Origin of the sequence: Pseudomonas massiliensis (assembly GCF_000826105.1) — a bacterium.
Classification (GTDB): domain Bacteria; phylum Pseudomonadota; class Gammaproteobacteria; order Pseudomonadales; family Pseudomonadaceae; genus Aquipseudomonas; species Aquipseudomonas massiliensis.
This window is the reverse complement of sequence record NZ_CCYK01000005.1, coordinates 564,051-587,836: the sequence shown is the minus strand read 5'-3', so window position 1 is coordinate 587,836 and position 23,786 is coordinate 564,051. Positions and strand designations below refer to the sequence as shown.

Annotated in this window: 19 protein-coding genes and 1 rRNA gene; 15 read left to right on the top strand and 5 right to left on the bottom strand. The window is 59.7% G+C overall.

Annotation, left to right across the window (positions count from 1 at the left end; genetic code table 11):
- Positions 1 to 47 precede the first annotated feature (47 nt).
- From BN1188_RS06185 to BN1188_RS06175, 3 genes are all read right to left on the bottom strand, one after another.
- Positions 48 to 1,584: ribosomal RNA gene (locus tag BN1188_RS06185) — 16S ribosomal RNA — on the bottom strand.
- A 510-nt stretch (positions 1,585 to 2,094) separates the two neighbouring features.
- Positions 2,095 to 3,315 carry a CaiB/BaiF CoA transferase family protein gene (locus BN1188_RS06180; RefSeq protein ID WP_040260512.1) on the bottom strand — a complete coding sequence of 407 codons (1,221 nt, stop codon included), beginning with the start codon at positions 3,313 to 3,315 and terminating at the stop codon, positions 2,095 to 2,097.
- A 10-nt stretch (positions 3,316 to 3,325) separates the two neighbouring features.
- The gene (locus BN1188_RS06175) at positions 3,326 to 4,507 is read right to left on the bottom strand and encodes an acyl-CoA dehydrogenase (RefSeq protein ID WP_040260511.1); all 1,182 of its coding nucleotides are present in this window, start codon (positions 4,505 to 4,507) and stop codon (positions 3,326 to 3,328) included.
- Between the two features lie 145 nt (positions 4,508 to 4,652).
- Between BN1188_RS06175 and BN1188_RS06170 the strand changes: the two genes are divergently transcribed.
- The 15 genes from BN1188_RS06170 to BN1188_RS06100 all read left to right on the top strand — a co-directional run bounded on the left by BN1188_RS06170 (position 4,653) and on the right by BN1188_RS06100 (position 20,867).
- Positions 4,653 to 5,552, top strand: a complete 900-nt coding sequence (locus BN1188_RS06170; protein ID WP_040260510.1) for a LysR family transcriptional regulator — start codon at positions 4,653 to 4,655, stop codon at positions 5,550 to 5,552.
- 369 nt (positions 5,553 to 5,921) lie between these two features.
- Entirely contained in the window at positions 5,922 to 7,043 is a 1,122-nt protein-coding gene (locus BN1188_RS06165) for a Re/Si-specific NAD(P)(+) transhydrogenase subunit alpha (RefSeq protein ID WP_040260509.1), read from the top strand.
- An 11-nt stretch (positions 7,044 to 7,054) separates the two neighbouring features.
- Positions 7,055 to 7,369, top strand: a complete 315-nt coding sequence (locus tag BN1188_RS06160; RefSeq protein WP_040260508.1) for an NAD(P) transhydrogenase subunit alpha part 2 — start codon at positions 7,055 to 7,057, stop codon at positions 7,367 to 7,369.
- Complete coding sequence (locus BN1188_RS06155; RefSeq protein WP_040260507.1) at positions 7,369 to 8,802, top strand: NAD(P)(+) transhydrogenase (Re/Si-specific) subunit beta; 1,434 nt, start codon at positions 7,369 to 7,371, stop codon at positions 8,800 to 8,802. The genes BN1188_RS06160 and BN1188_RS06155 overlap by 1 nt, the downstream gene beginning before the upstream one ends.
- 173 nt (positions 8,803 to 8,975) lie before the next feature.
- The gene (locus tag BN1188_RS06150; RefSeq protein WP_040260506.1) at positions 8,976 to 10,469 is read left to right on the top strand and encodes an acetyl-CoA hydrolase/transferase family protein; all 1,494 of its coding nucleotides are present in this window, start codon (positions 8,976 to 8,978) and stop codon (positions 10,467 to 10,469) included.
- A 310-nt stretch (positions 10,470 to 10,779) separates the two neighbouring features.
- Complete coding sequence (locus BN1188_RS06145; RefSeq protein WP_040260505.1) at positions 10,780 to 10,995, top strand: DUF1127 domain-containing protein; 216 nt, start codon at positions 10,780 to 10,782, stop codon at positions 10,993 to 10,995.
- A 173-nt stretch (positions 10,996 to 11,168) separates the two neighbouring features.
- Complete coding sequence (locus BN1188_RS06140) at positions 11,169 to 11,495, top strand: DUF2388 domain-containing protein (RefSeq protein ID WP_040260504.1); 327 nt, start codon at positions 11,169 to 11,171, stop codon at positions 11,493 to 11,495.
- Positions 11,496 to 11,594: 99 nt separating this feature from the next.
- Positions 11,595 to 11,885, top strand: coding sequence for a DUF2388 domain-containing protein (locus BN1188_RS06135; protein ID WP_040260503.1), 291 nt, complete (start codon positions 11,595 to 11,597; stop codon positions 11,883 to 11,885).
- A 37-nt stretch (positions 11,886 to 11,922) separates the two neighbouring features.
- Positions 11,923 to 12,243 carry a DUF2388 domain-containing protein gene (locus BN1188_RS06130; protein WP_040260502.1) on the top strand — a complete coding sequence of 107 codons (321 nt, stop codon included), beginning with the start codon at positions 11,923 to 11,925 and terminating at the stop codon, positions 12,241 to 12,243.
- Positions 12,240 to 14,201 carry a DUF7844 domain-containing protein gene (locus tag BN1188_RS06125; RefSeq protein WP_040260501.1) on the top strand — a complete coding sequence of 654 codons (1,962 nt, stop codon included), beginning with the start codon at positions 12,240 to 12,242 and terminating at the stop codon, positions 14,199 to 14,201. Before BN1188_RS06130 ends, BN1188_RS06125 begins: the two co-directional genes overlap by 4 nt.
- A gap of 191 nt (positions 14,202 to 14,392) precedes the next feature.
- Entirely contained in the window at positions 14,393 to 15,700 is a 1,308-nt protein-coding gene (locus tag BN1188_RS06120; RefSeq protein ID WP_040260499.1) for a CitMHS family transporter, read from the top strand.
- Between the two features lie 57 nt (positions 15,701 to 15,757).
- Positions 15,758 to 16,492 (top strand): TerC family protein, encoded by a 735-nt coding sequence (locus tag BN1188_RS06115; RefSeq protein WP_040260498.1) that lies wholly within the window; start codon positions 15,758 to 15,760, stop codon positions 16,490 to 16,492.
- Between the two features lie 142 nt (positions 16,493 to 16,634).
- Complete coding sequence (locus BN1188_RS06110; protein WP_040260497.1) at positions 16,635 to 18,293, top strand: Na/Pi cotransporter family protein; 1,659 nt, start codon at positions 16,635 to 16,637, stop codon at positions 18,291 to 18,293.
- Between the two features lie 80 nt (positions 18,294 to 18,373).
- A complete protein-coding gene (locus tag BN1188_RS06105; protein ID WP_040260496.1) occupies positions 18,374 to 19,783 on the top strand; it encodes a M16 family metallopeptidase in 1,410 nt (469 codons plus the stop codon).
- Positions 19,784 to 19,826: 43 nt separating this feature from the next.
- Complete coding sequence (locus BN1188_RS06100) at positions 19,827 to 20,867, top strand: DUF5924 family protein (protein WP_040260495.1); 1,041 nt, start codon at positions 19,827 to 19,829, stop codon at positions 20,865 to 20,867.
- Here BN1188_RS06100 and BN1188_RS06095 read toward each other — a convergent pair.
- Entirely contained in the window at positions 20,849 to 22,078 is a 1,230-nt protein-coding gene (locus BN1188_RS06095; RefSeq protein ID WP_040260494.1) for a nucleoside recognition domain-containing protein, read from the bottom strand. The two genes, BN1188_RS06100 and BN1188_RS06095, sit on opposite strands and share 19 nt — an antisense overlap.
- An 80-nt stretch (positions 22,079 to 22,158) precedes the next feature.
- Positions 22,159 to 23,493, bottom strand: coding sequence for a glutamate/aspartate:proton symporter GltP (gene gltP / locus BN1188_RS06090; RefSeq protein ID WP_040260493.1), 1,335 nt, complete (start codon positions 23,491 to 23,493; stop codon positions 22,159 to 22,161).
- Positions 23,494 to 23,786: the final 293 nt, after the last annotated feature.

Here is a 23,786-nt window from a genome sequence, read left to right as displayed (position 1 = left end):
GAATCAAGCAATTCGTGTGGGAGCTTATGGGCGGCTGTGTCGTCGATTAAGGAGGTGATCCAGCCGCAGGTTCCCCTACGGCTACCTTGTTACGACTTCACCCCAGTCATGAATCACACCGTGGTAACCGTCCTCCCGAAGGTTAGACTAGCTACTTCTGGTGCAACCCACTCCCATGGTGTGACGGGCGGTGTGTACAAGGCCCGGGAACGTATTCACCGCGACGTTCTGATTCGCGATTACTAGCGATTCCGACTTCACGCAGTCGAGTTGCAGACTGCGATCCGGACTACGATCGGTTTTGTGAGATTAGCTCCACCTCGCGGCTTGGCAACCCTCTGTACCGACCATTGTAGCACGTGTGTAGCCCAGGCCGTAAGGGCCATGATGACTTGACGTCATCCCCACCTTCCTCCGGTTTGTCACCGGCAGTCTCCTTAGAGTGCCCACCTTAACGTGCTGGTAACTAAGGACAAGGGTTGCGCTCGTTACGGGACTTAACCCAACATCTCACGACACGAGCTGACGACAGCCATGCAGCACCTGTCTCAGTGTTCCCGAAGGCACCAATCCATCTCTGGAAAGTTCACTGGATGTCAAGGCCTGGTAAGGTTCTTCGCGTTGCTTCGAATTAAACCACATGCTCCACCGCTTGTGCGGGCCCCCGTCAATTCATTTGAGTTTTAACCTTGCGGCCGTACTCCCCAGGCGGTCAACTTAATGCGTTAGCTGCGCCACTAAGATCTCAAGGATCCCAACGGCTAGTTGACATCGTTTACGGCGTGGACTACCAGGGTATCTAATCCTGTTTGCTCCCCACGCTTTCGCACCTCAGTGTCAGTATCAGTCCAGGTGGTCGCCTTCGCCACTGATGTTCCTTCCTATATCTACGCATTTCACCGCTACACAGGAAATTCCACCACCCTCTACCGTACTCTAGCTTGCCAGTTTTGGATGCAGTTCCCAGGTTGAGCCCGGGGATTTCACATCCAACTTAACAAACCACCTACGCGCGCTTTACGCCCAGTAATTCCGATTAACGCTTGCACCCTCTGTATTACCGCGGCTGCTGGCACAGAGTTAGCCGGTGCTTATTCTGTCGGTAACGTCAAAACCGTCACGTATTAGGCAACGACCCTTCCTCCCAACTTAAAGTGCTTTACAATCCGAAGACCTTCTTCACACACGCGGCATGGCTGGATCAGGCTTTCGCCCATTGTCCAATATTCCCCACTGCTGCCTCCCGTAGGAGTCTGGACCGTGTCTCAGTTCCAGTGTGACTGATCATCCTCTCAGACCAGTTACGGATCGTCGCCTTGGTGAGCCATTACCTCACCAACTAGCTAATCCGACCTAGGCTCATCTATTAGCGCAAGGCCCGAAGGTCCCCTGCTTTCTCCCGTAGGACGTATGCGGTATTAGCGTTCCTTTCGAAACGTTGTCCCCCACTAATAGGCAGATTCCTAGGCATTACTCACCCGTCCGCCGCTGAATCAGGGAGCAAGCTCCCTTCATCCGCTCGACTTGCATGTGTTAGGCCTGCCGCCAGCGTTCAATCTGAGCCATGATCAAACTCTTCAGTTCAATACTGCTTGGGTTTTGAGAAAACCCTAAACTTGGCTCAGCAATCGCAATGCTTCCCGAAGGAAGCCACTCATTCGAATTCTCGTCTGAGTATTTGTGATGCTGATAATCATTGTGACAATCAGTCCAACTCACAAGCACCCACACGAATTGCTTGATTCATTTGTTAAAGAGCGGTTGGTTGAGCCGTTCGCTTCAACCGAGGCGCGCATTCTACGCTAACCTTACATCGTGTCAAGCGTTTATTTCGGAAGTTTTCAGAATTTCTCGTTCAACTTCAAACACTTGACCGCTTCACTTACCTCTCGAAGCGGGAGGCGAATTCTACAGCACTACAACCTGCTGTCAACCACCTTTTTCACCGCATCCGATCCGGAGACCGAAGCCACTTCCTGCTTACCTTAACCGCTAACTCGTTGATTCTCAAGGAGTTTGCCGTTCCGTTGTCGCTGGAAGTGGGGCGCATTATAAGGGGTTTCGAAAGGCCGTCAACACTTATTTTGGATAAGTTCAAATCACCTTGGCCGCCGCCAATTCTGCCAGGCGCTCCGCTCCAAGCCCAAGGGTTTCGGAAAGCACTGCCGCCGTATGCTCGCCCAATAAAGGCGGCGGCCGTCGATAGCTCACCGGCGTACGCGATAGCCTCAACGGGCTGGCAACCTGCTTGAGAGAACCGGCAAGCGGGTGATGCATGTCCACCGCCAGCCCGCGTGCCAGTGCCTGAGGGTCGGAAAATACTTCAGACAAGTCATTGATCGGCCCGCAGGGTACTCCTGCTTCCTCCAGTGCCCGCACCCACTCTTGGGTAGTACGGAAGACGGTGACCTGCCGTATCGCTGGTATCAACGTCGCCCGGTTCGCCACCCGGGCCGCGTTCGTGGCGAAGCGAGGGTCATCTGCCCAGGGCTCACACCCAGCTACCTTGGCGAATTTGCGGAACTGTTGATCATTGCCCACCGTAAGAATGATGTCGCCATCGGCGGTGGGAAAATCCTGGTAGGGCACGATATTGGGGTGGGCATTGCCCAACCGGCGTGGCGCCACCCCGGTGGTAAGGTAATTCATGGCCTGGTTGGCAAGGCAGGCCACCTGAACATCCAGCAAGGCCGTATCTATATATTGCCCTTGCCCGCTGCGCTCACGCTCGGCCAACGCAGCAAGCACCCCTACTGTGGCATACAGCCCGGTCAGAATGTCGGTAACGGCCACGCCAACTTTCACCGGCCCCTCTCCAGCTTCGCCTGCAGCCCGGCCAGTCAGGCTCATAAGCCCGCCCAGGCCCTGGATCATGAAGTCGTACCCGGCCCGCTTGGCATACGGGCCGGTTTGCCCGAATCCGGTGATAGAGCAGTAGATAAGCCTGGGGTTGATTGCCTTCAGGCTCTCATAGTCCAGGCCGTACGCCTCCAGGCCTCCCACCTTGAAGTTCTCAAGAAGGATGTCCGAACGCTCCGCCAGTTGGCGGACCAATTGCTGGCCATCGGGGTGGGTGAAATCGATGGTCACCGAGGCCTTGTTGCGATTGGCTGCCAGATAATAGGCTGCCTCGCCAGTGCTCAGGCCAGCCGCATCCTTCAGATAGGGCGGCCCCCACGCCCGTGTATCATCGCCTGTGCCGGGGCGCTCGACCTTGATGACCTCCGCCCCTAGGTCGCCCAATATCTGGCCAGCCCAAGGTCCGGCCAATACTCGAGAAAGGTCCAGGACCCTGAGGTGCGATAAGGCTCCCATGGGCCGCTCCTCAATAGAAGGCCTGGATGCCAGTTTGCGCGCGGCCCAGGATCAAGGCATGGACATCATGGGTGCCTTCATAGGTGTTGACCACTTCCAGGTTCACCAGATGGCGCGCCACGCCGAATTCGTCCGAGATACCGTTGCCCCCCAGCATGTCGCGCGCCATGCGCGCGATGTCCAGCGCCTTGCCGCAGGAATTGCGCTTCATGATGGACGTGATTTCCACCGCGGCCGTGCCCTCGTCCTTCATCCGTCCCAGGCGCAGACAACCTTGCAACGCAAGGGTAATCTCAGTCTGCATGTCTGCCAGCTTTTTCTGAACCAGCTGGTTGGCCGCCAGCGGACGGCCAAACTGCTGGCGGTCAAGGGTGTATTGACGCGCAGTGTGCCAGCAATACTCAGCCGCCCCGAGGGCACCCCAGGAAATGCCATAGCGGGCCGAGTTCAGGCAAGTGAAGGGGCCCTTGAGCCCTCGTACATCAGGGAAAGCGTTTTCCTCGGGAACGAATACATTATCCATGACGATCTCGCCTGTGATTGAGGCTCGCAGGCCCACCTTTCCATGGATTGCAGGCGCGCTCAGGCCTGCCCAGCCCTTTTCCAGGATAAAGCCACGAATATCGCCAGCGTCATCCTTGGCCCATACAACGAACACATCGGCGATCGGGCTGTTGGTGATCCACATCTTGCTGCCGCTCAGCCGATATCCTCCCTCTACCTGCTTGGCCCGGGTCGCCATTGAACCCGGGTCGGAGCCATGGTCAGGCTCGGTGAGGCCAAAGCAGCCGATCCATTGGCCGCTGGCGAGCTTGGGCAAGTACTTCTGCTTTTGCGCTTCGGTACCGAATTCGTTGATGGGCACCATGACCAGTGACGACTGCACACTCATCATGGAACGGTACCCGGAGTCGACCCTTTCCACTTCCCGCGCGATCAGCCCATAGCAGACGTAATTCAGGCCGCTGCCTCCATAGACTTCTGGAATCGTGGCACCCAGCAGGCCCATGTCCCCCATCTCGCGGAAAATCGCCGGATCGGTGCGTTCATTGCGGAAGGCCTCCAATACCCTTGGAGTCAATTGAGCGCTGGCGAAGTGCGCCGCGCTATCGCGGACCATGCGCTCTTCCTCGGAAAGCTGCTGGTCCAGGAGCAAAGGATCGATCCAGTTGAAGCTCGCTTTGGTGGCCATGGCCTGGGTCCTTGAAATCGATGACAGTCAACCAAGCCTAGATGCGATAGCTAGCGGACTCAAACGAGGTTTATGCAAAGGGTTGTGTTGATTTCTCACTTCAAAACGCGCAAAAAGGCCTGATTACAAGAGCTGGTCATGAGTCATGCGCAGAAAGATCCCTAGCACAGCCGCTCTGGTTTGTTTCGAAGCCGCCGCCCGGCATGAAAGCTTCACTAAGGCCGCTGGTGAATTGTCTTTGACCCAAGGCGCGGTCTGTCGACAGATCGCTGCTTTGGAAGGCTTCCTGAATGTGGAGCTTTTCCGTCGTTCGAGGCGGGGTGTGAAATTGACCGAAGCTGGCCTTTCCTACAGCCGCCAAGTTGCCGCTCAGCTTGACGCCGTGGAGCGGGACACGCTATCGGTCATGGGGCATCAGGGCGCTGTATCTCTGGAGCTCGCCGTGGTCCCTACCTTTGGTACCCGTTGGCTGCTTCCCAGGCTCAAGGCATTCCAGGCGCTTCACCCCCAAGTCACTGTCAATCTGACCAACCGCACTCGTCCTTTCCTGTTCGCCGATACCCCCTACGATGCCGCCGTCTATTTCGGCGACGGCGAATGGCCTGGCACCCGAGCCTACCGCCTGATGGGTGAACAATCGGTGCCGGTATGCAGCCCCGCGCTTATTCAGGGCTTACCCCTGGCCGAGCCTGGCAGGCTGGCTGAATTGCCTCTATTACAGCAGACCACCCGGCCGTATGCGTGGCGACACTGGTTCAGCTCGCTCGGGCTGCAGATTGGTCGAGATATGACGGGGCCACGTTACGAACTGTTCTCCATGCTGGCTCAAGCCGCCATTCACCAGATGGGAGTGGCCTTGATTCCCCCTTTCTTGATTGAGCAGGAACTCAACCGGGGAGAGTTGGTAGTCGCACATCCTCATGCCTTCTCCGACACCCGCGCCTATTACCTTGTGATCCCGGAAAGGAAAGTTGAGTCCCGATCGCTGAAAGCATTCAGGGACTGGTTATTGGAAAGTGCCCATTCGTATTCCCTAAAAGACTAGCTGCTATAACTTCTTCTCGAATGAAAGATACGCATGGCAGCTATAACTTTCTTTTCTTCCATTGCTGACGAACAAGCCAGGAAGAGACTATCCAGTCAACCCTAGACCGCCCGTATCACAAGGCTTGCAGCCCGAAGTGCCGTCTCCTTTGCGCATCTTTTAATGCTTGTCTGATCATTTTAAAAACACGACTTCGCGTTTATAAACAAGCACCTAGCCTGTTGCCTGGATATTAACGGTTGCCGTCGCCGCCTCGCCTATGCAGAATGCGCTCAAGCAATAAAGAACGCCTTACCTTGTTAACTCAGGGCGATCCGTCTTGCTTTGAAAATGGGATTCGAACAGCGAGTTTCAATCAGGAGAAACATTGTGCGCATAGGCGTTCCACTTGAAACCCACCTCGGCGAGACCCGGGTAGCGGCTACTCCAGAAACCGTGAAGAAGCTGGTGTCCTCAGGACATAGCGTGGTCGTCGAAGCCGGGGCCGGCATCAAGGCCAGCCTGCCTGACGCAGCCTATGAAGCAGCCGGCGCCATGATGGGGACAGCCACGCAGGCCTTCGGCGCGGAAATAGTGCTCAAGGTACTGCCACCTAGCGCGGACGAGCTGAACAGCCTGGCCCGCGGCACGGTGGTGATCGGCATGCTCAACCCGTTCGATAATGACGGGTTGGCACGCCTGGCCGAACGCGGCGTGACGGGCTTCGCTCTGGAGGCAGCACCGCGCACCTCACGAGCCCAAAGCCTGGATGTGCTTTCCTCCCAGGCCAACATCGCGGGCTATAAAGCAATACTGCTGGCCACCCATTACTACCCTCGCTTCATGCCTATGCTCATGACCGCGGCCGGTACGGTAAAGGCCGCCCGTGTACTGGTACTGGGCGCAGGCGTCGCGGGACTTCAAGCCATAGCCACCGCCAAGCGCCTAGGCGCGGTGATCGAAGCTTCCGATGTGCGTCCTGCAGTGAAGGAGCAGATCGAATCGCTAGGGGCCAAATTCATCGATGTGCCCTACGAAACGGATGAAGAACGCGAATGCGCCCAAGGGGTGGGAGGCTACGCGCGGCCCATGCCTGCCAGCTGGATGCAGCGCCAGGCCCAGGCGGTGCACGAGCGCGCCAAGCAGGCCGACATTGTCATCACCACCGCGCTGATACCTGGCCGCAAGGCGCCAACCCTGCTCAGCGCGGAAACCGTTGCCCAGATGAAGCCCGGCGCGGTGGTGGTGGACCTGGCCGCCGCACAAGGCGGCAATTGCCCGCTGACCGTCGCCGACCAGGCCGTGACTGCGCATGGCGTCACCATCGTTGGCCCTACCAACCTGGCGGCGCAGGTGCCGGCGGACGCCTCGGCCCTCTATGCCCGCAACGTGCTCGATTTTCTCAAGCTCGTTTTGACCAAGGAAGGCACCTTGGAGCTGAACCTGGAAGACGACATAGTCGCGGCATGCCTGATGTGCCGCGATGGCCAACTGCTGCGCAAGCAGCCTTGAGGGTTATATAGATGGACGATCTGCTGATTTCCCACGGTATCTACAACCTGATCATCTTCGTGCTGGCCATCTACGTGGGCTATCACGTGGTCTGGAACGTTACGCCCGCACTTCACACCCCTTTGATGGCCGTTACCAACGCCATCTCTGCCATTGTCATTGTCGGCGCCATGCTAGCGGCCGCCCTTACTGTCACACCTTTGGGTAAATTCATGGGCACCGCAGCGGTAGCGCTGGCGGCGGTCAATGTGTTCGGCGGCTTCCTGGTCACGCGACGCATGCTGGAAATGTTCAAGAAGAAAGCCAAGCCTGGAGCCGACAGCTGATGAGCATGAACCTGATCACCCTGCTTTACCTGGTTGCCTCGGTCTGCTTTATCCAGGCATTGAAAGGCCTGTCCCACCCGACCACGTCCCGTCGGGGCAACCTCTTTGGAATGCTGGGCATGGGCCTGGCCGTGTTGACCACGGTCGTACTCATCTTCAAGCTGGGGACGGAGCTCGCCCCTCTGGGGCTGGGCTATGTGCTGCTTGGCCTGCTGTTGGGTGGCAGCGCCGGAGCGATCATGGCGCGCCGGGTTGAAATGACCAAGATGCCCGAGCTGGTCGCTTTCATGCACAGCATGATCGGCCTGGCGGCGGTATTCATCGCCATCGCCGCGGTGGTCGAGCCGCAATCGCTCGGTATAGTCGCTCAGCTGGGCGACCCTATCCCTACCGGCAACCGCCTCGAGTTGTTCCTGGGCGCGGCCATAGGCGCAATTACCTTTTCCGGCTCGGTGATCGCTTTCGGCAAGCTTTCCGGGAAATACAAGTTCCGCCTGTTTCAGGGCGCGCCTGTACAGTTCACCGGCCAGCACAAGCTCAACCTGTTGCTTGGCCTACTCACGGTGGCACTGGGCCTGGCCTTTACCTTCACGGGTAACCACACCGCATTCGCGTTGATGCTGGCGTTGGCGTTTGTCATGGGCGTGCTGATCATCATCCCTATCGGTGGCGCCGACATGCCGGTAGTGGTTTCCATGCTCAACAGCTATTCAGGCTGGGCTGCCGCTGGCATCGGCTTTTCCCTGAACAACGCCATGCTCATCATCGCAGGCTCTTTGGTCGGGTCTTCCGGCGCGATCCTTTCCTACATCATGTGCAAGGCCATGAACCGGTCCTTCTTCAACGTTATCCTCGGCGGCTTCGGCGGCGCGGCGGAAGCGGCCAGCGCCGGCCATCAGGAAGCGCGCCCGGTCAAATCGGGCTCGGCTGACGACGCCAGCTTCCTTCTTGGCAATGCCGATAGCGTGATCATCGTGCCGGGTTATGGTCTGGCCGTGGCGCGGGCCCAACACGCGCTGAAGGAACTGACCGAAAAACTCACCCATAAAGGCGTAACGGTGAAATATGCGATCCACCCTGTCGCGGGCCGCATGCCTGGGCATATGAACGTCCTTCTGGCCGAAGCCGAGGTACCTTACGACCAGGTTTTCGAAATGGAAGACATCAACTCCGAGTTCGGCCAGGCCGATGTGGTGCTGGTGCTGGGCGCGAACGACGTGGTCAACCCGGCCGCCAAGAACGACCCCAAGTCGCCGATCGCTGGCATGCCTATCCTTGAAGCGTTCAAGGCTCGCACTGTCATTGTCAACAAACGGTCCATGGCCAGCGGCTACGCCGGGCTGGACAACGAACTCTTCTATATGGACAAAACCATGATGGTCTTCGGTGACGCGAAGAAGGTGATCGAAGACATGGTCAAGGCGGTGGAGTGACCACTTGCACTCCGGTCCGGGTACGTTTCCGGACCGGCATCGTTACCTTTCGCGCAATAGTGTTTTACGCTGGAAAGCCTCTTCCAGAGCGGTTCCTTCGACCTTTGTCGAAGGCCATGCCAGGCTCAGGTTGCATAGACTTCGCAACCTGAATCCCGCGCGTGAGACCTGCCATGTACCCCGACCGTATTCGCTTGCCCTCCCTTCACGACAAGGTAATGCCTGCTGCCCAAGCCGCCGCCCTGATCGAGAATGGCATGACTGTGGGCATGAGCGGCTTCACCCGCGCCGGCGAGGCCAAGGCCGTACCTCAAGCGTTGGCGGATCGGGCTCGGCTCGACCCTCTGCAGATCACCTTGATGACCGGGGCCAGCCTTGGCAACGATCTGGATAAACAGCTTACCGACGCCGGGGTACTTGCCCGCCGCATGCCCTTCCAGGTAGACAGCACCCTGCGCAAGGCCATCAATGACGGCAAGGTAATGTTCATCGATCAGCACTTGTCCGAAACGGTCGAGCAGTTGCGCAACCTGCAGATCAAACCGGTCGACCTGGCGGTGATCGAAGCCGTGGCCATCACCGAACAAGGGCATATCGTGCCCACCACTTCGGTAGGCAACTCAGCCAGCTTCGCCATCCTTGCCCGTCAGGTGATCGTGGAGATCAACCTGGCCCAACCCATGGCGCTCGAAGGCTTGCATGATATTTATATCCCGACCTACCGCCCTACCCGGACGCCTATCCCTGTCGTAGCCTGCGACAGTCGTATAGGTCAAACCGCCATCCCCCTCGATCCGGCGAAAATCGCAGCCATCGTCATCAGCAACCAGCCTGATTCGAATTCCACGGTATTGCCCCCTGACGTGGACACCAAGGCGATCGCCGACCATCTGGTGAGCTTTTTCTGCCGGGAAGTGGAGCAAGGCCGCCTTACCCACAAGCTGATGCCCTTGCAGGCAGGCATCGGCACTATCGCCAACGCCGTCATGCATGGGTTGCTCGACTCTCCCTTCCATGAGCTGACCATGTATTCGGAAGTGCTGCAGGATTCGACCTTCGACCTGTTCGACGCCGGCAAGCTCAGCTTCGCCTCGGGCAGTTCGATCACCTTGTCCGCCCGCCGCCATGAGCAGGTATTCAACGATCTGGAGCGGTACAAATCCCGGCTGGTCTTGCGCCCTCAGGAAATTTCCAACCACCCTGAAGTGATCCGCCGCCTGGGCATTATCGGCATCAACACTGCGCTGGAATTCGACATCTATGGCAATGTGAACTCCACGCACGTAGCCGGAACCCGCATGATGAATGGCATCGGCGGTTCTGGAGATTTCGCTCGTAACGCGCACCTGGCCATTTTCGTTACCAAATCCATAGCCAAGGAAGGCGCGCTCTCGAGCGTCGTGCCCATGGTCAGTCACGTGGACCATACCGAGCACGATGTGGATATCCTGGTGACTGAACAAGGCTTGGCTGACCTGCGCGGCCTGGCCCCAAGGGAGCGTGCCCGGGCAATCATCGATAACTGTGTTCACCCCAGCTTCCGTCAGGCCTTGGAGAGTTATTTCCATGCCGCTTGTGCCAATGGAGGGCACACGCCGCATATCCTTCGTGAAGCGCTTGGCTGGCATATCAATGCGGAAGAAACCGGCCGGATGTTACCGATCTGATCACGTCGGCTGAACCCACCGGGCCGACTCTCGCTACCTCTATACAATCAGGAGCCTTAAACTGTTCTACTGTACTGCCCCATGAGAGCTGTATTTCAGACGGACCCGCTGCGTTTACTACCCGAAATGCACCAAAATGGGTCATTGCAGTACAGTATGCACCAGGACAGGCAGTACAGTCGCCCTAAACAGATAACTGAATAGCTGTCTTGTTATTCAACTGTACATATGATTTTTCATCGCGCAGGCGCATCATTTGTCCATCTTCAGATCACACTTGAATCCCGCCACAAGCGGAAGGATGTTCACCATGGAACGTACCCTGAGTTCCGACCTGCGCTTCAACGATGTTAACCGCTCTACCACCGCTTCGCTGCCGTTGCGAATCCTCGCTAACCTGAGCCTGTGGCAGCGTCGACTCGCTAGTCGCCATCAGCTGGCTCGCCTGGATGCCCGTCTGCTGGCCGATGCCGGCATCAGCGAAGCACAGCGCTACAAAGAGCTGAGCAAGCCGTTCTGGCGCTAAGTGCTCTGGCATACAAAACCCGCCTCGGCGGGTTTTTTGTTACCTAGAAACTTTACAATTTCAATCTAGAAAGAATTTTTAAAAACTGTACCGGTCTGGAACCTCTTCTTAAAAAGCGCTCTAATACACGGCTCGCAGCCGCTTATCCCTGGCTGCCTTCTGGAGAGCCATGCATGCGGTCCATCAAAACCTTGGTTTTTCTTGCAGCCTTGACCACTGTGTCTGTCGCTAGCGTCACCCAAGCTTCCAGTTTCGTTGTGACCACTGACGCGCTCGTGCGGGCAATCGATGCAACGACTGACACCACGTCCGATCTGTCTTCCTCATTGCGCGACAACAAGCTCGTGCAACAGGCACGCGATGATGCCGCCAGCTTCGTCGCGAGCGACGGAGCGATTCGAGGCGTACGTCTGGAAAGCGCGCTGGCCTTCTTGCGCGAGCAGTTACCTCAGGTGCAGGCGACGGATACGCAGTGGGCAGAGGCAATCATTGCAGGGTGATCAGGTTATGAAATGCCGGGCGCAGCCCCACGTGGTCTAGCCCCCATACCCTCGCTTGGGTTAGCCTTGCCGCTTCGCTCGATGCCATCTCAGAGACTCATGCGCTACCTGACTTTGCTTCTCGCCTTTTTGTCTTGGAGCACGGCCTACGCGTTCGACACCAGCACCCAAGGGGTGGTCGTCAGTGGCTACGTCACCAGCCAGGTGACGACCGCGCCTTTTGACAAGAAGGTGATCGTCGATGCCCTTGATGATGCCGCAGCGTTTGTCGCCAGTGATGGCCAGATGCGTGGCGCCAGGCTGGAAGCAGCACTTGAGGCGCTGCGGCAGACAACGCCTGGCCTGAACGCCAGCGACCTTGAACTGGCCCAGGCGATTCTCGTCCAATAGGTTACCCTTCCGCCCCCCGCTTTACCCGGAGATACTGATGCACAAGTTGTTGATCGCCGCCACCTTGGGGCTGGTCGCCCTGGCCGACGTGGCGCAGGCTCATACGTTGCAACAAACCAGTAACATCATTGTCCGCGCGTTCGGGCGCTCGATCGATTTCACCTCGGACACCACTACGTCCATTCGCGACGCCAAGGTCGTACTACAAGCCAAGGATGATGCCGCCAGCTATGTGGCCAGCCAGGGAGAAATCCGTGGTGCCCAGCTGGAATCCGCGTTCGTCACCTTGCGGGCGCAGTTGCCCGAGGCTCGCAACGCCAGTGACCAGGCCCTCGCTGAAGCCATTCTTGCACTGTGAGAGCCTTGGCCGCCTGGCTGCTCGCCGGCGGCCTTGCCCTGTTCAGCTTATCGGCCATGGCCGATCTCAAGCTCACGCTGGACACAGCCGGCCTGACGCCCGCTGAAAGCCGCGCCACCCAGGCGTTGCTGGACGAGGCCTACGCGGCCTTGCCTCCCCGCTTCGTGCAAGCCCTGGATCGCGATATCACTGTTCGCTGGACCGACCAGATGCCTGCGCAGGCCTACGGCCAAGCCTCTCTGGTATCTTCGCTCGAACTCAATCGTAAGCTGCTGCCCAGTCTGGTCGATGGCAGTGCGGCTATCCAACAGACCGGACGCCCCCATGGCACGGTGCGTGTCGAATTGCTGGCCACTGTCCTGCATGAACTGACCCATCTGTATGACCGTGCCCGCCTCTGGCCGAAAAGCGAGCGCAGCCTGATTGCCCGCTGTCGTCAACAGGAAGCGAGCCTGGGAGATATAGGCCTGACCGACGCATGCAGAGGCCAGACAGCGAGGCGCTTCACGCTCAGCGACGACCCGCGCTTGTTGGACTTGGCGGGATGGCCCCAGGCCGTAGGCCGACGCGGTGCCCGGGAACAGACCAACCGCCAGGTCGCGCGCAGCCCCGACCTGTACGAAACCAGCAGCCCCAAGGAATTCCTTGCGGTCAACATGGAATATTTTCTGCTGGACCCTACCTACCCCTGTCGGCGCCCGGAGCTGTACGCTTATCTGCGAAATCATTTCGCATGGGCTCCGGCCAAAAACGCTCAATGTCCGGCAAGCCTGCCCTTTCTCAACGCGGGTAGTGATTTCGGTCGCGAGCCCCTGGGCATGATCGACCCGGAACGGGTCTACGAGGTCGACTACCTGCTGGCGGAGGCCAACCAGAACTGGGTGAGCCGGTGGGGCCACAGCATGCTGCGTCTGGTGATCTGTGCTCCGGGCCGCCCTCGCGGGCCGGATTGCCGCCTGGACCTGGAATACAGCCTGGTGCTGTCCTACCGGGCATTCGTCGATGACGTACAGCTATCCACCTGGGGAGGCCTCAATGGTGCGTATCCGTCGCGCCTGTTCGTTCTTCCGTTGGCCCAGGTGATCGATGAATACACCAAGACCGAGCTGCGCAGCCTTGCCTCGGTACCACTCAAGCTCAGCCGAAGCGAGATCGAAGCACTCGTCAGGCACGCGGCGCAGATGCATTGGAGCTACGATGGCAATTACTACTTCCTTTCCAACAACTGTGCGGTAGAAACCCTGAAATTACTCCGCGCCGGCACTCGGGACCCCCGCCTGCAGGGCCTGGACAGCATTGTCCCCAACGGCTTGCTCAAAGTGCTGGAAGGTCGCGGCCTGGCGGATGCCAGCGTACTGGACGACAAACGCGAGGCGCTGCGGCGCGGTTACTTCTTCGATTCTTTCCGCGATCGCTACCAGGCGATGTTCAGCGTCCTCAGGCAGCAACTGCCTATCCCCCAAGCCACGGTAGAAGCCTGGCTTGAACAGCCAGCAGCCAGCAGGCGCGTCTGGTTCGACCGCGCCGACCTGCGCACCAGCGCCGCCTTGCTGCTGCTGGAGCAGGCCGGCTATCGGCGGCAATTGCTGCTGGCACAGGAAGAAGTGAAACAGCGTTACCTGGGCGCCCGCGACCAAGGTGACCACAGCGTGGCGAACGCTAATCAAACCTTGCAGGCCATTCTTGCCAACAGCGGGTTCCTGAGCCGCCCGGCCGAGCTTCTGGGCAGCGATGGCTATGGCCTGCCCCAGGAAGCGGAATGGCAGCGCCTGAAACAGGTATCTAGCGAACGGCAGCGACAACTACAGTCTCTGAGCGGGGACCTGGACAAGGAAGTGCGCGCCCTGCTGACGCCTGAGCGCGCCGAGGCCATCGCCGCCAGCGAGGCCAATCTCAAAGCCATCGGCGAGCATCTGCGTGAACTGCATAAGGCCGCGGGCGGGCTTGTACTGCCCTGAGCTCCTTGAATGAACCCGGCCAGCAGGTGAATTCGACGGCAACCATGGCCTGTTCACTGCTCAGGGCCAGGCCATTTGTTTCAAGCAGCGTCACTGAAAGCTAGGCGAAAGCCAGGATGCTTAGCATCTGCGTCAACAGGTCGCGCTCGCTCGCGCCCGTCACTCTATAAGACAACAACAAGAGACGCGTTATGCTCACCTTCCTTGGCTTCGCCATGGTCGTGACGTTCATGTTCCTGATCATGACCAAACGACTATCCGCCCTGATCGCCCTGATCATCATTCCCATCCTGTTCGCATTGTTCGGCGGCTTCGCCAGCAAGATCGGCCCCATGATGCTCGAAGGCATCAGCAAGCTGGCGCCCACGGGTGTCATGCTGATGTTCGCCATCCTGTACTTCGCCTTGATGATCGACTCCGGGCTGTTCGACCCGGCGGTACGCAAGATCCTCAAGCTGGTCAAGGGCGACCCGCTGAAAGTGTCGGTAGGCACCGCGGTGCTTGCCTTGGTGGTATCACTGGACGGCGACGGCGCCACTACCTACATGATCTGCTGCGCGGCCATGCTGCCGTTGTACAGTCGCCTGGGCATGAGCCCGCGTATCATGGCCGGGCTGATCATCCTGGCCGGCGGCGTGATGAACATGACACCTTGGGGCGGCCCCACGGCGCGCGCCGCCAGCGCTCTGCATGTGGATCCCTCCGATATCTTCGTACCGATGATCCCGGCCATGGTCGCCGGGGTACTGGGCATCCTGGCCATCGCCTGGTGGTACGGCAAGCGCGAACGCGCGCGCCTGGGCGAACTGCATTTGCCAGGTGACGAGCTGCCCTCCAGCGAAATCAGCGTTTCCCAGTTCCCCGAGGCTCGGCGGCCCAGGCTGATCTGGTTCAACGGCGCGCTGACCGCGGCCTTGATGGTGGCGCTGGTCAACGGCCTGCTGCCGCTGCCAGTGCTCTTCATGGTCGCCTTCAGCATCGCCATGATCGTCAACTACCCGTGTCTGCAGGCCCAGAAAGACCGCGTCGCCGCCCACGCTGGCAGCGTACTGGCGGTGGTAGGGTTGATTTTCGCCGCTGGCATCTTTACCGGCATCCTGTCCGGCACCGGCATGGTAGACGCCATGTCCAAGAGCCTGCTGGGGGTGATTCCCGACGCCCTTGGCCCCTACCTGGCAGTGATCACTGCCTTGGTCAGCATGCCTTTCACCTTCTTCATGTCCAACGACGCGTTCTACTACGGCGTATTGCCAGTGTTGGCCGAAGCGGCGGCGCATTATGGTATCTCCCCAGTGGAGATGGCCCGCGCCTCCATCGTGGGCCAGCCGGTGCACCTGCTGAGCCCATTGGTGCCCTCCACCTACTTGCTCGTGGCCCTGGCCGGCATCGAGTTCGGCGACCATCAGCGCTTCACCCTGAAGTGGGCAGTGGTGGTATGCCTGTGCATAATGTTCGCCGCCCTGGCCATGGGGATCTTTCCGCTGGCCGGAAGCCTCTAAACCTCATTCGTCATACGCGCGCGCCACGGGCGCGCCTGCTTGCAAAGGAATCGTTAAATGGAATGGTTGACCAGCCCGGAACTCTGGGTTGCCTTTTTCACCCTGACGGCGCTGGAAATCGTGCTGGGCATCGACAACATCATCATGATCTCGATCCTGGTCAGCCGGATGCCCAAGCATATGCAGGCCCGTACTCGCCTGTTCGGCCTGGCCCTGGCCATGGTCACCCGGATCATGCTGCTGCTTTCCATTACCTGGGTAATGCGCCTGACCACGGATTTGTTCGTGATCTTCGGCCAGGGTATTTCCGGGCGTGACCTGATCCTGTTCTTCGGCGGCCTGTTCCTGCTATGGAAGAGCGCGCAGGAGATCTACCATGGCATGGAGGGCGAGGAAGAAGGCAGTGACGAGCCTTCCGGCAAGGGCGGGAATTTCCTCTACACCATTATTCAGATCGCCATCATCGACATCGTGTTCTCCCTGGACTCGGTGATCACGGCCGTGGGCATGGTGTCCCATGTTCCAGTGATGATCGCAGCCATCATCGTGGCCGTGCTGGTGATGATGCTGGCCTCGGGCACCATCAGTCGCTTCATCGATCTTCACCCTTCCCTGAAGATGCTGGCCCTGTCTTTCCTTCTGGTAGTCGGCACTGTACTGATCGGCGAAGCCTTCGATGTGCACGTGCCCAAGGGCTATGTGTACTTCGCCATGGCGTTCTCCCTGGCAGTGGAAGCGGTGAATATCAAGATGCGTACCAGCATGGCGAAAAAGCGAAAGCAGGCGGAATGACCAGCGCCTGGCGCGGCCAAAGCCCCAAAGGCCGTCGCCAGGCAAATGTTACCGTTTTGTTTCAAGTTGGCCTGTGCCATGCTCACCTCTGGCACAGGCCCTGGGTGTGAGTACCGGGGCGTAACCAGGGAGGTCGCCATACATGCTCACCCTGCTCGACCTTCTCTCAGCAGTCGCCTTGCTGGTGTGGGGCACTCACATCGTGCGCACCGGCATCCTGCGTGTCTATGGCACGGCCCTGAGACGCCTGTTAGGCCAGAACATCGCCAGGCGGCCACTGGCCTTTGTAGCGGGCATCCTGGTTACCGCCGTGGTGCAGAGCAGCAATGCCACCGCCATGCTGACCACCTCGTTCGTTGGCCAAGGCCTGATGAGCCTCACTCCCGCCCTGGCCATCATGCTGGGTGCCGACGTGGGCACCGCGGTCATGTCCCGAGTGCTCACGTTCGACCTGTCCTGGCTGTCACCACTGTTCATCTTCCTGGGTGTGGTGTTCTTCCTTTCGCGCAAGCAGACCCGGCTCGGGCAATTGGGCCGAGTCGGCATCGGCCTGGGGCTGATCATCCTCGCACTGCAGCTGATCGTGGAGGCGGCCACACCCATCACCCAGGCCAAGGGCGTGCAGGTACTGTTCGGCTCGCTGACCGGTGACATCTTGCTCGATGCTCTCGTGGGCGCGCTCTTCGCCATGGTGTCCTATTCCAGCCTGGCGGCCGTGCTGCTGACCGCCACCCTGGCCGAAGCTGGAGTGATCAGCCTGCCGGTAGCGGTGGGCCTGGTGATCGGGGCCAATATCGGCAGTGGCCTGCTGGCATTCATTTCCACCAACATGCAGAACACGCCAGGGCGTCAGGTCGCCTTGGGGAGCTTGCTGTACAAGCTGGTGGGCCTGTTGGTGATCATTCCGTTGCTCGGCCCGCTGGTCGCCTGGATGGACAACCTGGCCCTGGACCCGCAAAGCATGGTGATCGGCTTCCACGTGCTCTACAACAGCGTACGTTGCCTGGTCCTGTTGCCGACCACCACCCTCATGGCGCGCCTGTGCGAAACCCTGCTGCCAGGGCGGCCTGATACCGGCGGGCGGGCCACGCCTCGTCATCTTGACCCCACCGCGCTGGATACCCCGAGCCTGGCCCTGGCCAATGCCGTACGCGAAACCCTGCGCCTGGGCGACCTCATCGATAGCCTCATGGGCGCGATGCTCAATGTCCTGCGCGGCGCACAGACAGCGGTAACCCAGGAGGTACGCACCTTAAGTGACGAGGCTGAAGCCTTGTCCAGCGCCATCAAGCTGTATCTGGCCCAGATGCCTCGGGAAGACCTCTCTCACCAGGACAGCCAGCGCTGGGCGGAAATCATTGAACTGGCGGTCAACCTCAACCTGGCCAGCGACCTTATCGAGCGCATGCTGCGCAAGGTCCAGCAGCAGAAGACCTCACAGAGGCGCTCGTTTTCAGACGTAGGCCTGGAAGAACTCACCAGTTTGCATGCCCAATTGTCGAGCAACCTGCGTCTGGGCCTGAACGTGTTCCTGAGCCGGGACGAAGCGAGCGCTCGTCAGTTGCTGCGGGAAAAACGTCGTTTCCGTGCCCAGGAGCGGCGCTTTACCCATGCTCACGTCAGCCGCCTGCAACACAAGGTAGTGCAGAGCCTGGAAACCAGTTCACTGCACCTGGAGCTGATCGCGGACATGAAGCGTCTCAATTCGCTGTTCTGCGGCAGCGCCTACGCCGTTCTGGGCACCGGTGATACAGGTGCTTTGCTTGCCGACGAGGAAGTGTTGCCAACGCAGCCGCTGTGAACGGCCCAGCGGCTGCGCAGTCTCTAGCAAGGTCGGCAACGCCGACTACTCTGCTTTTCCGCTGCCGCAAGGAAGCCTCGATGCGCTGTACGTTGTTCGCTTGCCTGCTCTTGCTGTGCTTGCCCGCAGTCGCTCTGGACCGTCTCCAGGTCGAGGGCTACCTGCTGCCCAATGGCCTGCAGGTATTGCTCAAACCGGGGACGGAACGAGGGCATGTAGCTATTAGATTGGTGGTAGGCGTAGGTTTCAGCGACTTCGATTGTGCACACCAAGAGCTGCCCCACCTGTTGGAGCATCTGCTTTTCAGCGGCGTCGACGATTCCGGCGAAGGCGGCCTGGAGGAGCGCATGCAGGCCCTGGGCGGTGAGTGGAATGCGTTTACCAGCGAAACGGACACCACCTTCGTGGTCGAAGCGCCGGCGCGCAACCAACGCAAGGTACTGGACCTGCTGCTGAGCGCGGTAACCCGCACCGAGCTTACTGAAGCGCGCCTGGAAACCGCCAGGCGCATCGTCGAGCGCGAAGACGGCGGGCATTATTCCCACCTGCAACGCTGGCTGGACCATCAGGACCTTGGCAAGGACGCCAGCAACCAGCTGGCCATCGAAATGGGCCTGCGCTGTGCCGACCGCGCCTCGGCGGCGGGCCTGACCCTCGATCAGGTTCGCCAGGTACGCGCGCAATGGTATGCGCCCAACAACATGACCCTGATCGTGGTCGGCGAACTGGACAAGCTGCTGCCCGCCTACCTGGACCGAACCTATGGGGAGTTGGCTTCGGTACTGCCCAGCGAACACCCGGCCCTTACCCTGGAACGACGACCGGCCGCCCGAGAGCGTATCCTGACCCAGGGTTGGGCCGGGGATACCGCCAAGCTTCACTGGTATTTCATCGAGCCGGACGACGACACCTTGCCAGCCGGCGTATGGGACCTACTGCAAGGGTACCTGGATTGGGCTCTGTATCAGAAGCTGCGCCTGGAACTCGGGCTATCCTATGGCCCCGGTAGCCAGAACGAGCCGTTCGGTGATACCACGCTGATGAGCCTCAACGCGGACCTGGACCGCGACGATGTGGATCATGCCAAGGCTGCCCTGGCCGACATGCTCGATAAGCTCAAGCACAACGGCCTGGACAGCGCCACCTTCGCGCGCCTCAAGGCCGCCGCCATTGCTCACCTGGCTTGGGCGACCCAGGGCAACAGTGGCCTGGCGGACTATTACTGGGGCGCCCTGGCTGATTATGAAGATGGCCGCTTCGCCGACCCGGCCCGCGCCTTGCGCCAGGTCAGCCTCGCCCAGGCTAACGAAGCGTTGCGCAAGATGCTGGCGGACCCTGGCTACCTGCGGATCGAAAAACCCTTGTTCAGCTACGCCACCCTGACCTTGCTACTCACGGCGGCGGCAGTGCTTGGGCTTCTTCTGATCGTTGGGGCTGGCATCGCCCTGGTTCGTCACGGGCGCCCTGCCGCCAAGCGAGCGCGGCGCTGATGAACTCGCTATGCTTGCGTCACGTCCCGCCTGTGCCCCGCTCATGAAGTCATTGCCTCCTTTCGTCACCAGAATCATCGAACTGATCAAGCGTTACCCCGGCATTGTCGCCGCCTTCGGCTTCTGCTCGGGCATCGGCAGCTTCGTGCTGGTGGACCGCCAAGCGAAGCTGGCGAGCCCGATCGCCATCCTGCTATTGGTCAGCTGGGTATGGCTGATGCTGGAAAACAGCTTCAACCGCCTGTTCAGTCGGTTCTTCAAACGCGAAATACCACAGCCGCTGCTGCGCTACGCCACGCAGATGATCCACCAGGAAAGCCTGTTCTTCGTGTTGCCGTTCTTCTTCGTGACCACCACCTGGAACAGTGGCCAGTTGGTATTCACCGGCCTGCTCGCACTGGCCGGCCTGGTATCGATCACAGACCCGCTGTACTACCGCTGGGTCGCGCCGAGGCGCTGGCTGTTCCTGGCCATGCATACCTTCACCTTGTTCGCCGCCTTGCTTACGGCGATGCCGATCATTCTGCACCTGACCACCGCCGAAACCTTCAAGATCGCCCTTGGCGTGGCAATGCTGCTCTCGTTTCCCAGCCTCGCCACCAGCGTGCCCTTGCACCACTGGCGCCGGGCACTGGGGCTGGTGGCCCTTACCTTGGGCATCGGTGCCGCCGGCTGGCTGCTACGTACCTGGGTTCCGCCGGCAACCCTATGGATGACCGAAGATGCGGTAACCCTCAGCCTGGACAACCAGAACCGCACCCCGGGGCAGAGCCTGGATACCCTGACCGTTGGCCAGGCACGCAACGGCGTGTATGCCTACACCGCGATCAATGCGCCGCGCGGACTGGAAGAACGCATCTTCCATGTCTGGGAGTTCGACGGAAACGAGGTCGATCGCATCGCCCTAGATATCCATGGAGGGCGCAAGGAAGGTTACCGCGCCTGGACGCGCAAGCAGAACTTCCCGGCCGACCCCAGCGGCCGCTGGAAGGTACGCGTGGAAACCGAAGACGGCCAGATCATAGGCGCGCTGCGCTTCACCATTACCAATGAAAGCGCGGCCGGTCAGGCAAAGAACCAGTAGCACACGGCAATGGCGCAGACTACACCCGCCAGTTCGGCGAACAGGGCACAGCCCACTGCATGGCGCGCTCGCTGGATGCCTACAGCGCCAAAGTAGACGGCCAGTACGTAGAAGGTCGTTTCCGTGCTGCCCTGGATAGTGGCCGCCACCAGCGCCGGGAAGCTGTCGACTCCCTTGGCCTGCATGGTTTCGATCAGCATCGCCCGGGCCGCGCTGCCCGAGAAGGGCTTGACCAACGCCGTGGGCAACGCGTCGACGAAACGGGTATCCAGGCCCAGCCACTGTACCCCCTGGCGGATTCCCTCAAGCGCCAGGTCCAGGGCACCCGAGGCACGCAACACGCCAACGGCCACCAGCATCGCCACCAGGTAAGGCAGCAAGCCCTTGGCCACGTCGAAGCCTTCTTTGGCACCCTCCACGAAAGCTTCATAGACAGCGACCCGACGCAAGGCCGCGACCGTGACGAAGGCAATGATTAGGCCAAACAGCGTCAGGTTGCCCAGCAGGGAGGACAGGCTGGCCACGGCCGTGGCTGACAGGCCGGCGAGGAATGCCATGAAGCTCCCCAGTATCAATGCCCCTGGCAACAGATAAGCCAGCACTACAGGGTCCCAGAGGCGCAGGCGCTGCATCAGCGCGACTGACAGCAACCCGGCCAGGGTGGAGCCGCTGGTGGCCAGCAGGATAGGCAGGAACACCATGGTGGGGTCCGGGGCGCCTTGCTGGGCGCGGTACATGAAAATGGTGACCGGCAGCAGGGTCAATGATGAGGCGTTGAGTACCAGGAAAAGGATCTGCGCATTGCTGGCCTCACCGGGGCGGGGGTTCAGCTCCTGCAGCGCACGCATCGCCTTCAGGCCGATGGGGGTGGCGGCATTGTCCAGGCCAAGGGCGTTGGCCGCGAAGTTCATGGTGATCAGGCCAAGGGCAGGGTGCCCGCGCGGCACTTCAGGCATCAGCCGCGCGAACAGCGGACCGAGCAGGCGAGCCAGGGCATCGACGATACCGGCTTTTTCAGCGATCTTGAGAAAACCCAGCCAGAGGGTGAGGGTGCCGAACAGTAGCACCATCACATCGACCGACAGCTTGGCCATGGCGAAGATGGCCTCCACCATGCTGGCGAATACCGCGGCGTTGCCTGCCACCAGCCATTGCGCCAGCGCAGCTACCGCCGCTACCAGGAAAAAGCCGAGCCATAGGCCGTTGAGCATTGCATACCCCCTTCAGCGAAGGGGGCATGATAGTCGGCCGCGAGCGAGCAGGCTATGGGCCCGGCCAGGCTGTGGCAGGCTCAGGGCTCGCTACGCCGGGCCGAGGTCAGCGCTGCCTCCCGGCTGCGCCAATGGGGCAGGGAGCTCCAATAGCGGGCGCCCTTGGCGTCATCGTACATGCCCTCCCAACGGGAAATCACCAACACTGCCAAGGCATTGCCGATTACGTTCAGGGCTGTGCGGGCCATGTCCATGATGCGATCCACCCCAGCGATGAAGGCCAGGCCTTCCAATGGGATGCCGACACTGCCCAGCGTCGCCAGCAATACCACGAAGGATACCCCCGGCACGCCTGCAATTCCTTTGGAGGTGACCATCAAGGTCAGCACCAGCAGGATCTGCTGGCCGATGCTCATGTCGATCCCGTACAGCTGCGCGATGAACAGCGCCGCGATGCTTTGATACAGGGTAGAGCCATCCAGGTTGAAGGAGTAGCCGGTAGGCACTACGAAACTGCTGATGGCTTTCGGCGCGCCGTAGGCCTCCATCTTTTCGATGACGCGAGGCAGCACGGTTTCCGAACTGGCGGTGGAGTACGCCAGGATCAGCTCATCCTTGAAGATGCGAATGAGCTTGAGCACGGAAAAACCGAACAGTCGGGCAATCAGCCCCAGCACGCCCAGGGCGAAGAACAGGATGGCGACGTATACCAGCACGACCAGCTTGGCCAGTGGCAGCAACGAGGCGAAGCCGAAGTTGGCCACGGTCACGGCGATCAAGGCGAATACGCCGATAGGGGCGTAGTTCATGATCATGTGCGTCACGCGGAACATGGTTTCAGAGATGCCCTGGAAGGTACGTACCAGCGGCTCCCGAGTTTCCGGCGCAAGGCTGGAAAGTCCGAGCCCGAAGATCACTGAGAAGAAAATGATCGGCAGCATTTCACCACGCACCACTGCCGCGAAGATGTTCGAGGGAATCAGATTCAAGAGGGTGGCCACCAGAGCGTGGTCATGTTGCACTTCGGCCGTGGTTTTCTGGTACTGGGAGATGTCCACCGTTCCCAGGGTACTCATGTCGATACCACTGCCGGGATGAACCAGATTCGCCAGTACCAGGCCGACCAGGATCGCAATGGTAGTGACAACCTCAAAATAGATGATGGTTTTCAAGCCAATGCGGCCGAGCTTTTTGGCATCGCCCACACCCGCGATACCGACGATCAGCGAAGAAATGACAATAGGGATGACGATCATCTTGATCAACCGGATAAAGATGTCACCCGCAGGTTGCAGTACGTTACTGATCCACCAGGCCTTTTCGGCGCTGAAATGGTTCAGGGTGGCGCCTAGGGCGATACCGAGCACCAAGCCAATGAGAATTTGCCACGCCAGGCTGAGTTTTGGCTTTGTCATTATCAACTCTTCTTGTCAGGTTCATCGAGGCCATGTCGACTGACATACCGATGGGGGCGCTGGCCTAGGGTAAGACTTCTGCCAGCAAAAGGAGCGAACTATTCAGATATGGCTACTCACCGTCTAATGCCATAACCGGCTAGCCCATGCCGAATCGGCATGGAAAAAGGCGCATATTTTAGGCGAAAAGAGCCTTTTCTTACCAGATTCGGAATACCGAACAAGAATTCAGCAATATCGACTCGGCTCTTAAGGGGTCGGCTATCAGCTAATTCGAACGCGTCGGCCCTACC

Bases quoted from the DNA above. Each gene is read 5' to 3' on its own strand.
- BN1188_RS06115 (WP_040260498.1), top strand. From the start codon at position 15,758: ATGGAATGGTTGACCAGCCCGGAACTCTGGGTTGCCTTTTTCACCCTG.
- BN1188_RS06175 (WP_040260511.1), bottom strand. From the start codon at position 4,507: ATGGCCACCAAAGCGAGCTTCAACTGGATCGATCCTTTGCTCCTGGAC.
- BN1188_RS06160 (WP_040260508.1), top strand. From the start codon at position 7,055: ATGGACGATCTGCTGATTTCCCACGGTATCTACAACCTGATCATCTTC.
- BN1188_RS06120 (WP_040260499.1), top strand. From the start codon at position 14,393: ATGCTCACCTTCCTTGGCTTCGCCATGGTCGTGACGTTCATGTTCCTG.
- BN1188_RS06145 (WP_040260505.1), top strand. From the start codon at position 10,780: ATGGAACGTACCCTGAGTTCCGACCTGCGCTTCAACGATGTTAACCGC.
- BN1188_RS06170 (WP_040260510.1), top strand. From the start codon at position 4,653: ATGCGCAGAAAGATCCCTAGCACAGCCGCTCTGGTTTGTTTCGAAGCC.
- BN1188_RS06110 (WP_040260497.1), top strand. From the start codon at position 16,635: ATGCTCACCCTGCTCGACCTTCTCTCAGCAGTCGCCTTGCTGGTGTGG.
- BN1188_RS06155 (WP_040260507.1), top strand. From the start codon at position 7,369: ATGAGCATGAACCTGATCACCCTGCTTTACCTGGTTGCCTCGGTCTGC.
- BN1188_RS06140 (WP_040260504.1), top strand. From the start codon at position 11,169: ATGCGGTCCATCAAAACCTTGGTTTTTCTTGCAGCCTTGACCACTGTG.
- BN1188_RS06100 (WP_040260495.1), top strand. From the start codon at position 19,827: ATGAAGTCATTGCCTCCTTTCGTCACCAGAATCATCGAACTGATCAAG.
- BN1188_RS06135 (WP_040260503.1), top strand. From the start codon at position 11,595: ATGCGCTACCTGACTTTGCTTCTCGCCTTTTTGTCTTGGAGCACGGCC.
- BN1188_RS06105 (WP_040260496.1), top strand. From the start codon at position 18,374: ATGCGCTGTACGTTGTTCGCTTGCCTGCTCTTGCTGTGCTTGCCCGCA.
- gltP (WP_040260493.1), bottom strand. From the start codon at position 23,493: ATGACAAAGCCAAAACTCAGCCTGGCGTGGCAAATTCTCATTGGCTTG.
- BN1188_RS06095 (WP_040260494.1), bottom strand. From the start codon at position 22,078: ATGCTCAACGGCCTATGGCTCGGCTTTTTCCTGGTAGCGGCGGTAGCT.
- BN1188_RS06150 (WP_040260506.1), top strand. From the start codon at position 8,976: ATGTACCCCGACCGTATTCGCTTGCCCTCCCTTCACGACAAGGTAATG.
- BN1188_RS06130 (WP_040260502.1), top strand. From the start codon at position 11,923: ATGCACAAGTTGTTGATCGCCGCCACCTTGGGGCTGGTCGCCCTGGCC.
- BN1188_RS06180 (WP_040260512.1), bottom strand. From the start codon at position 3,315: ATGGGAGCCTTATCGCACCTCAGGGTCCTGGACCTTTCTCGAGTATTG.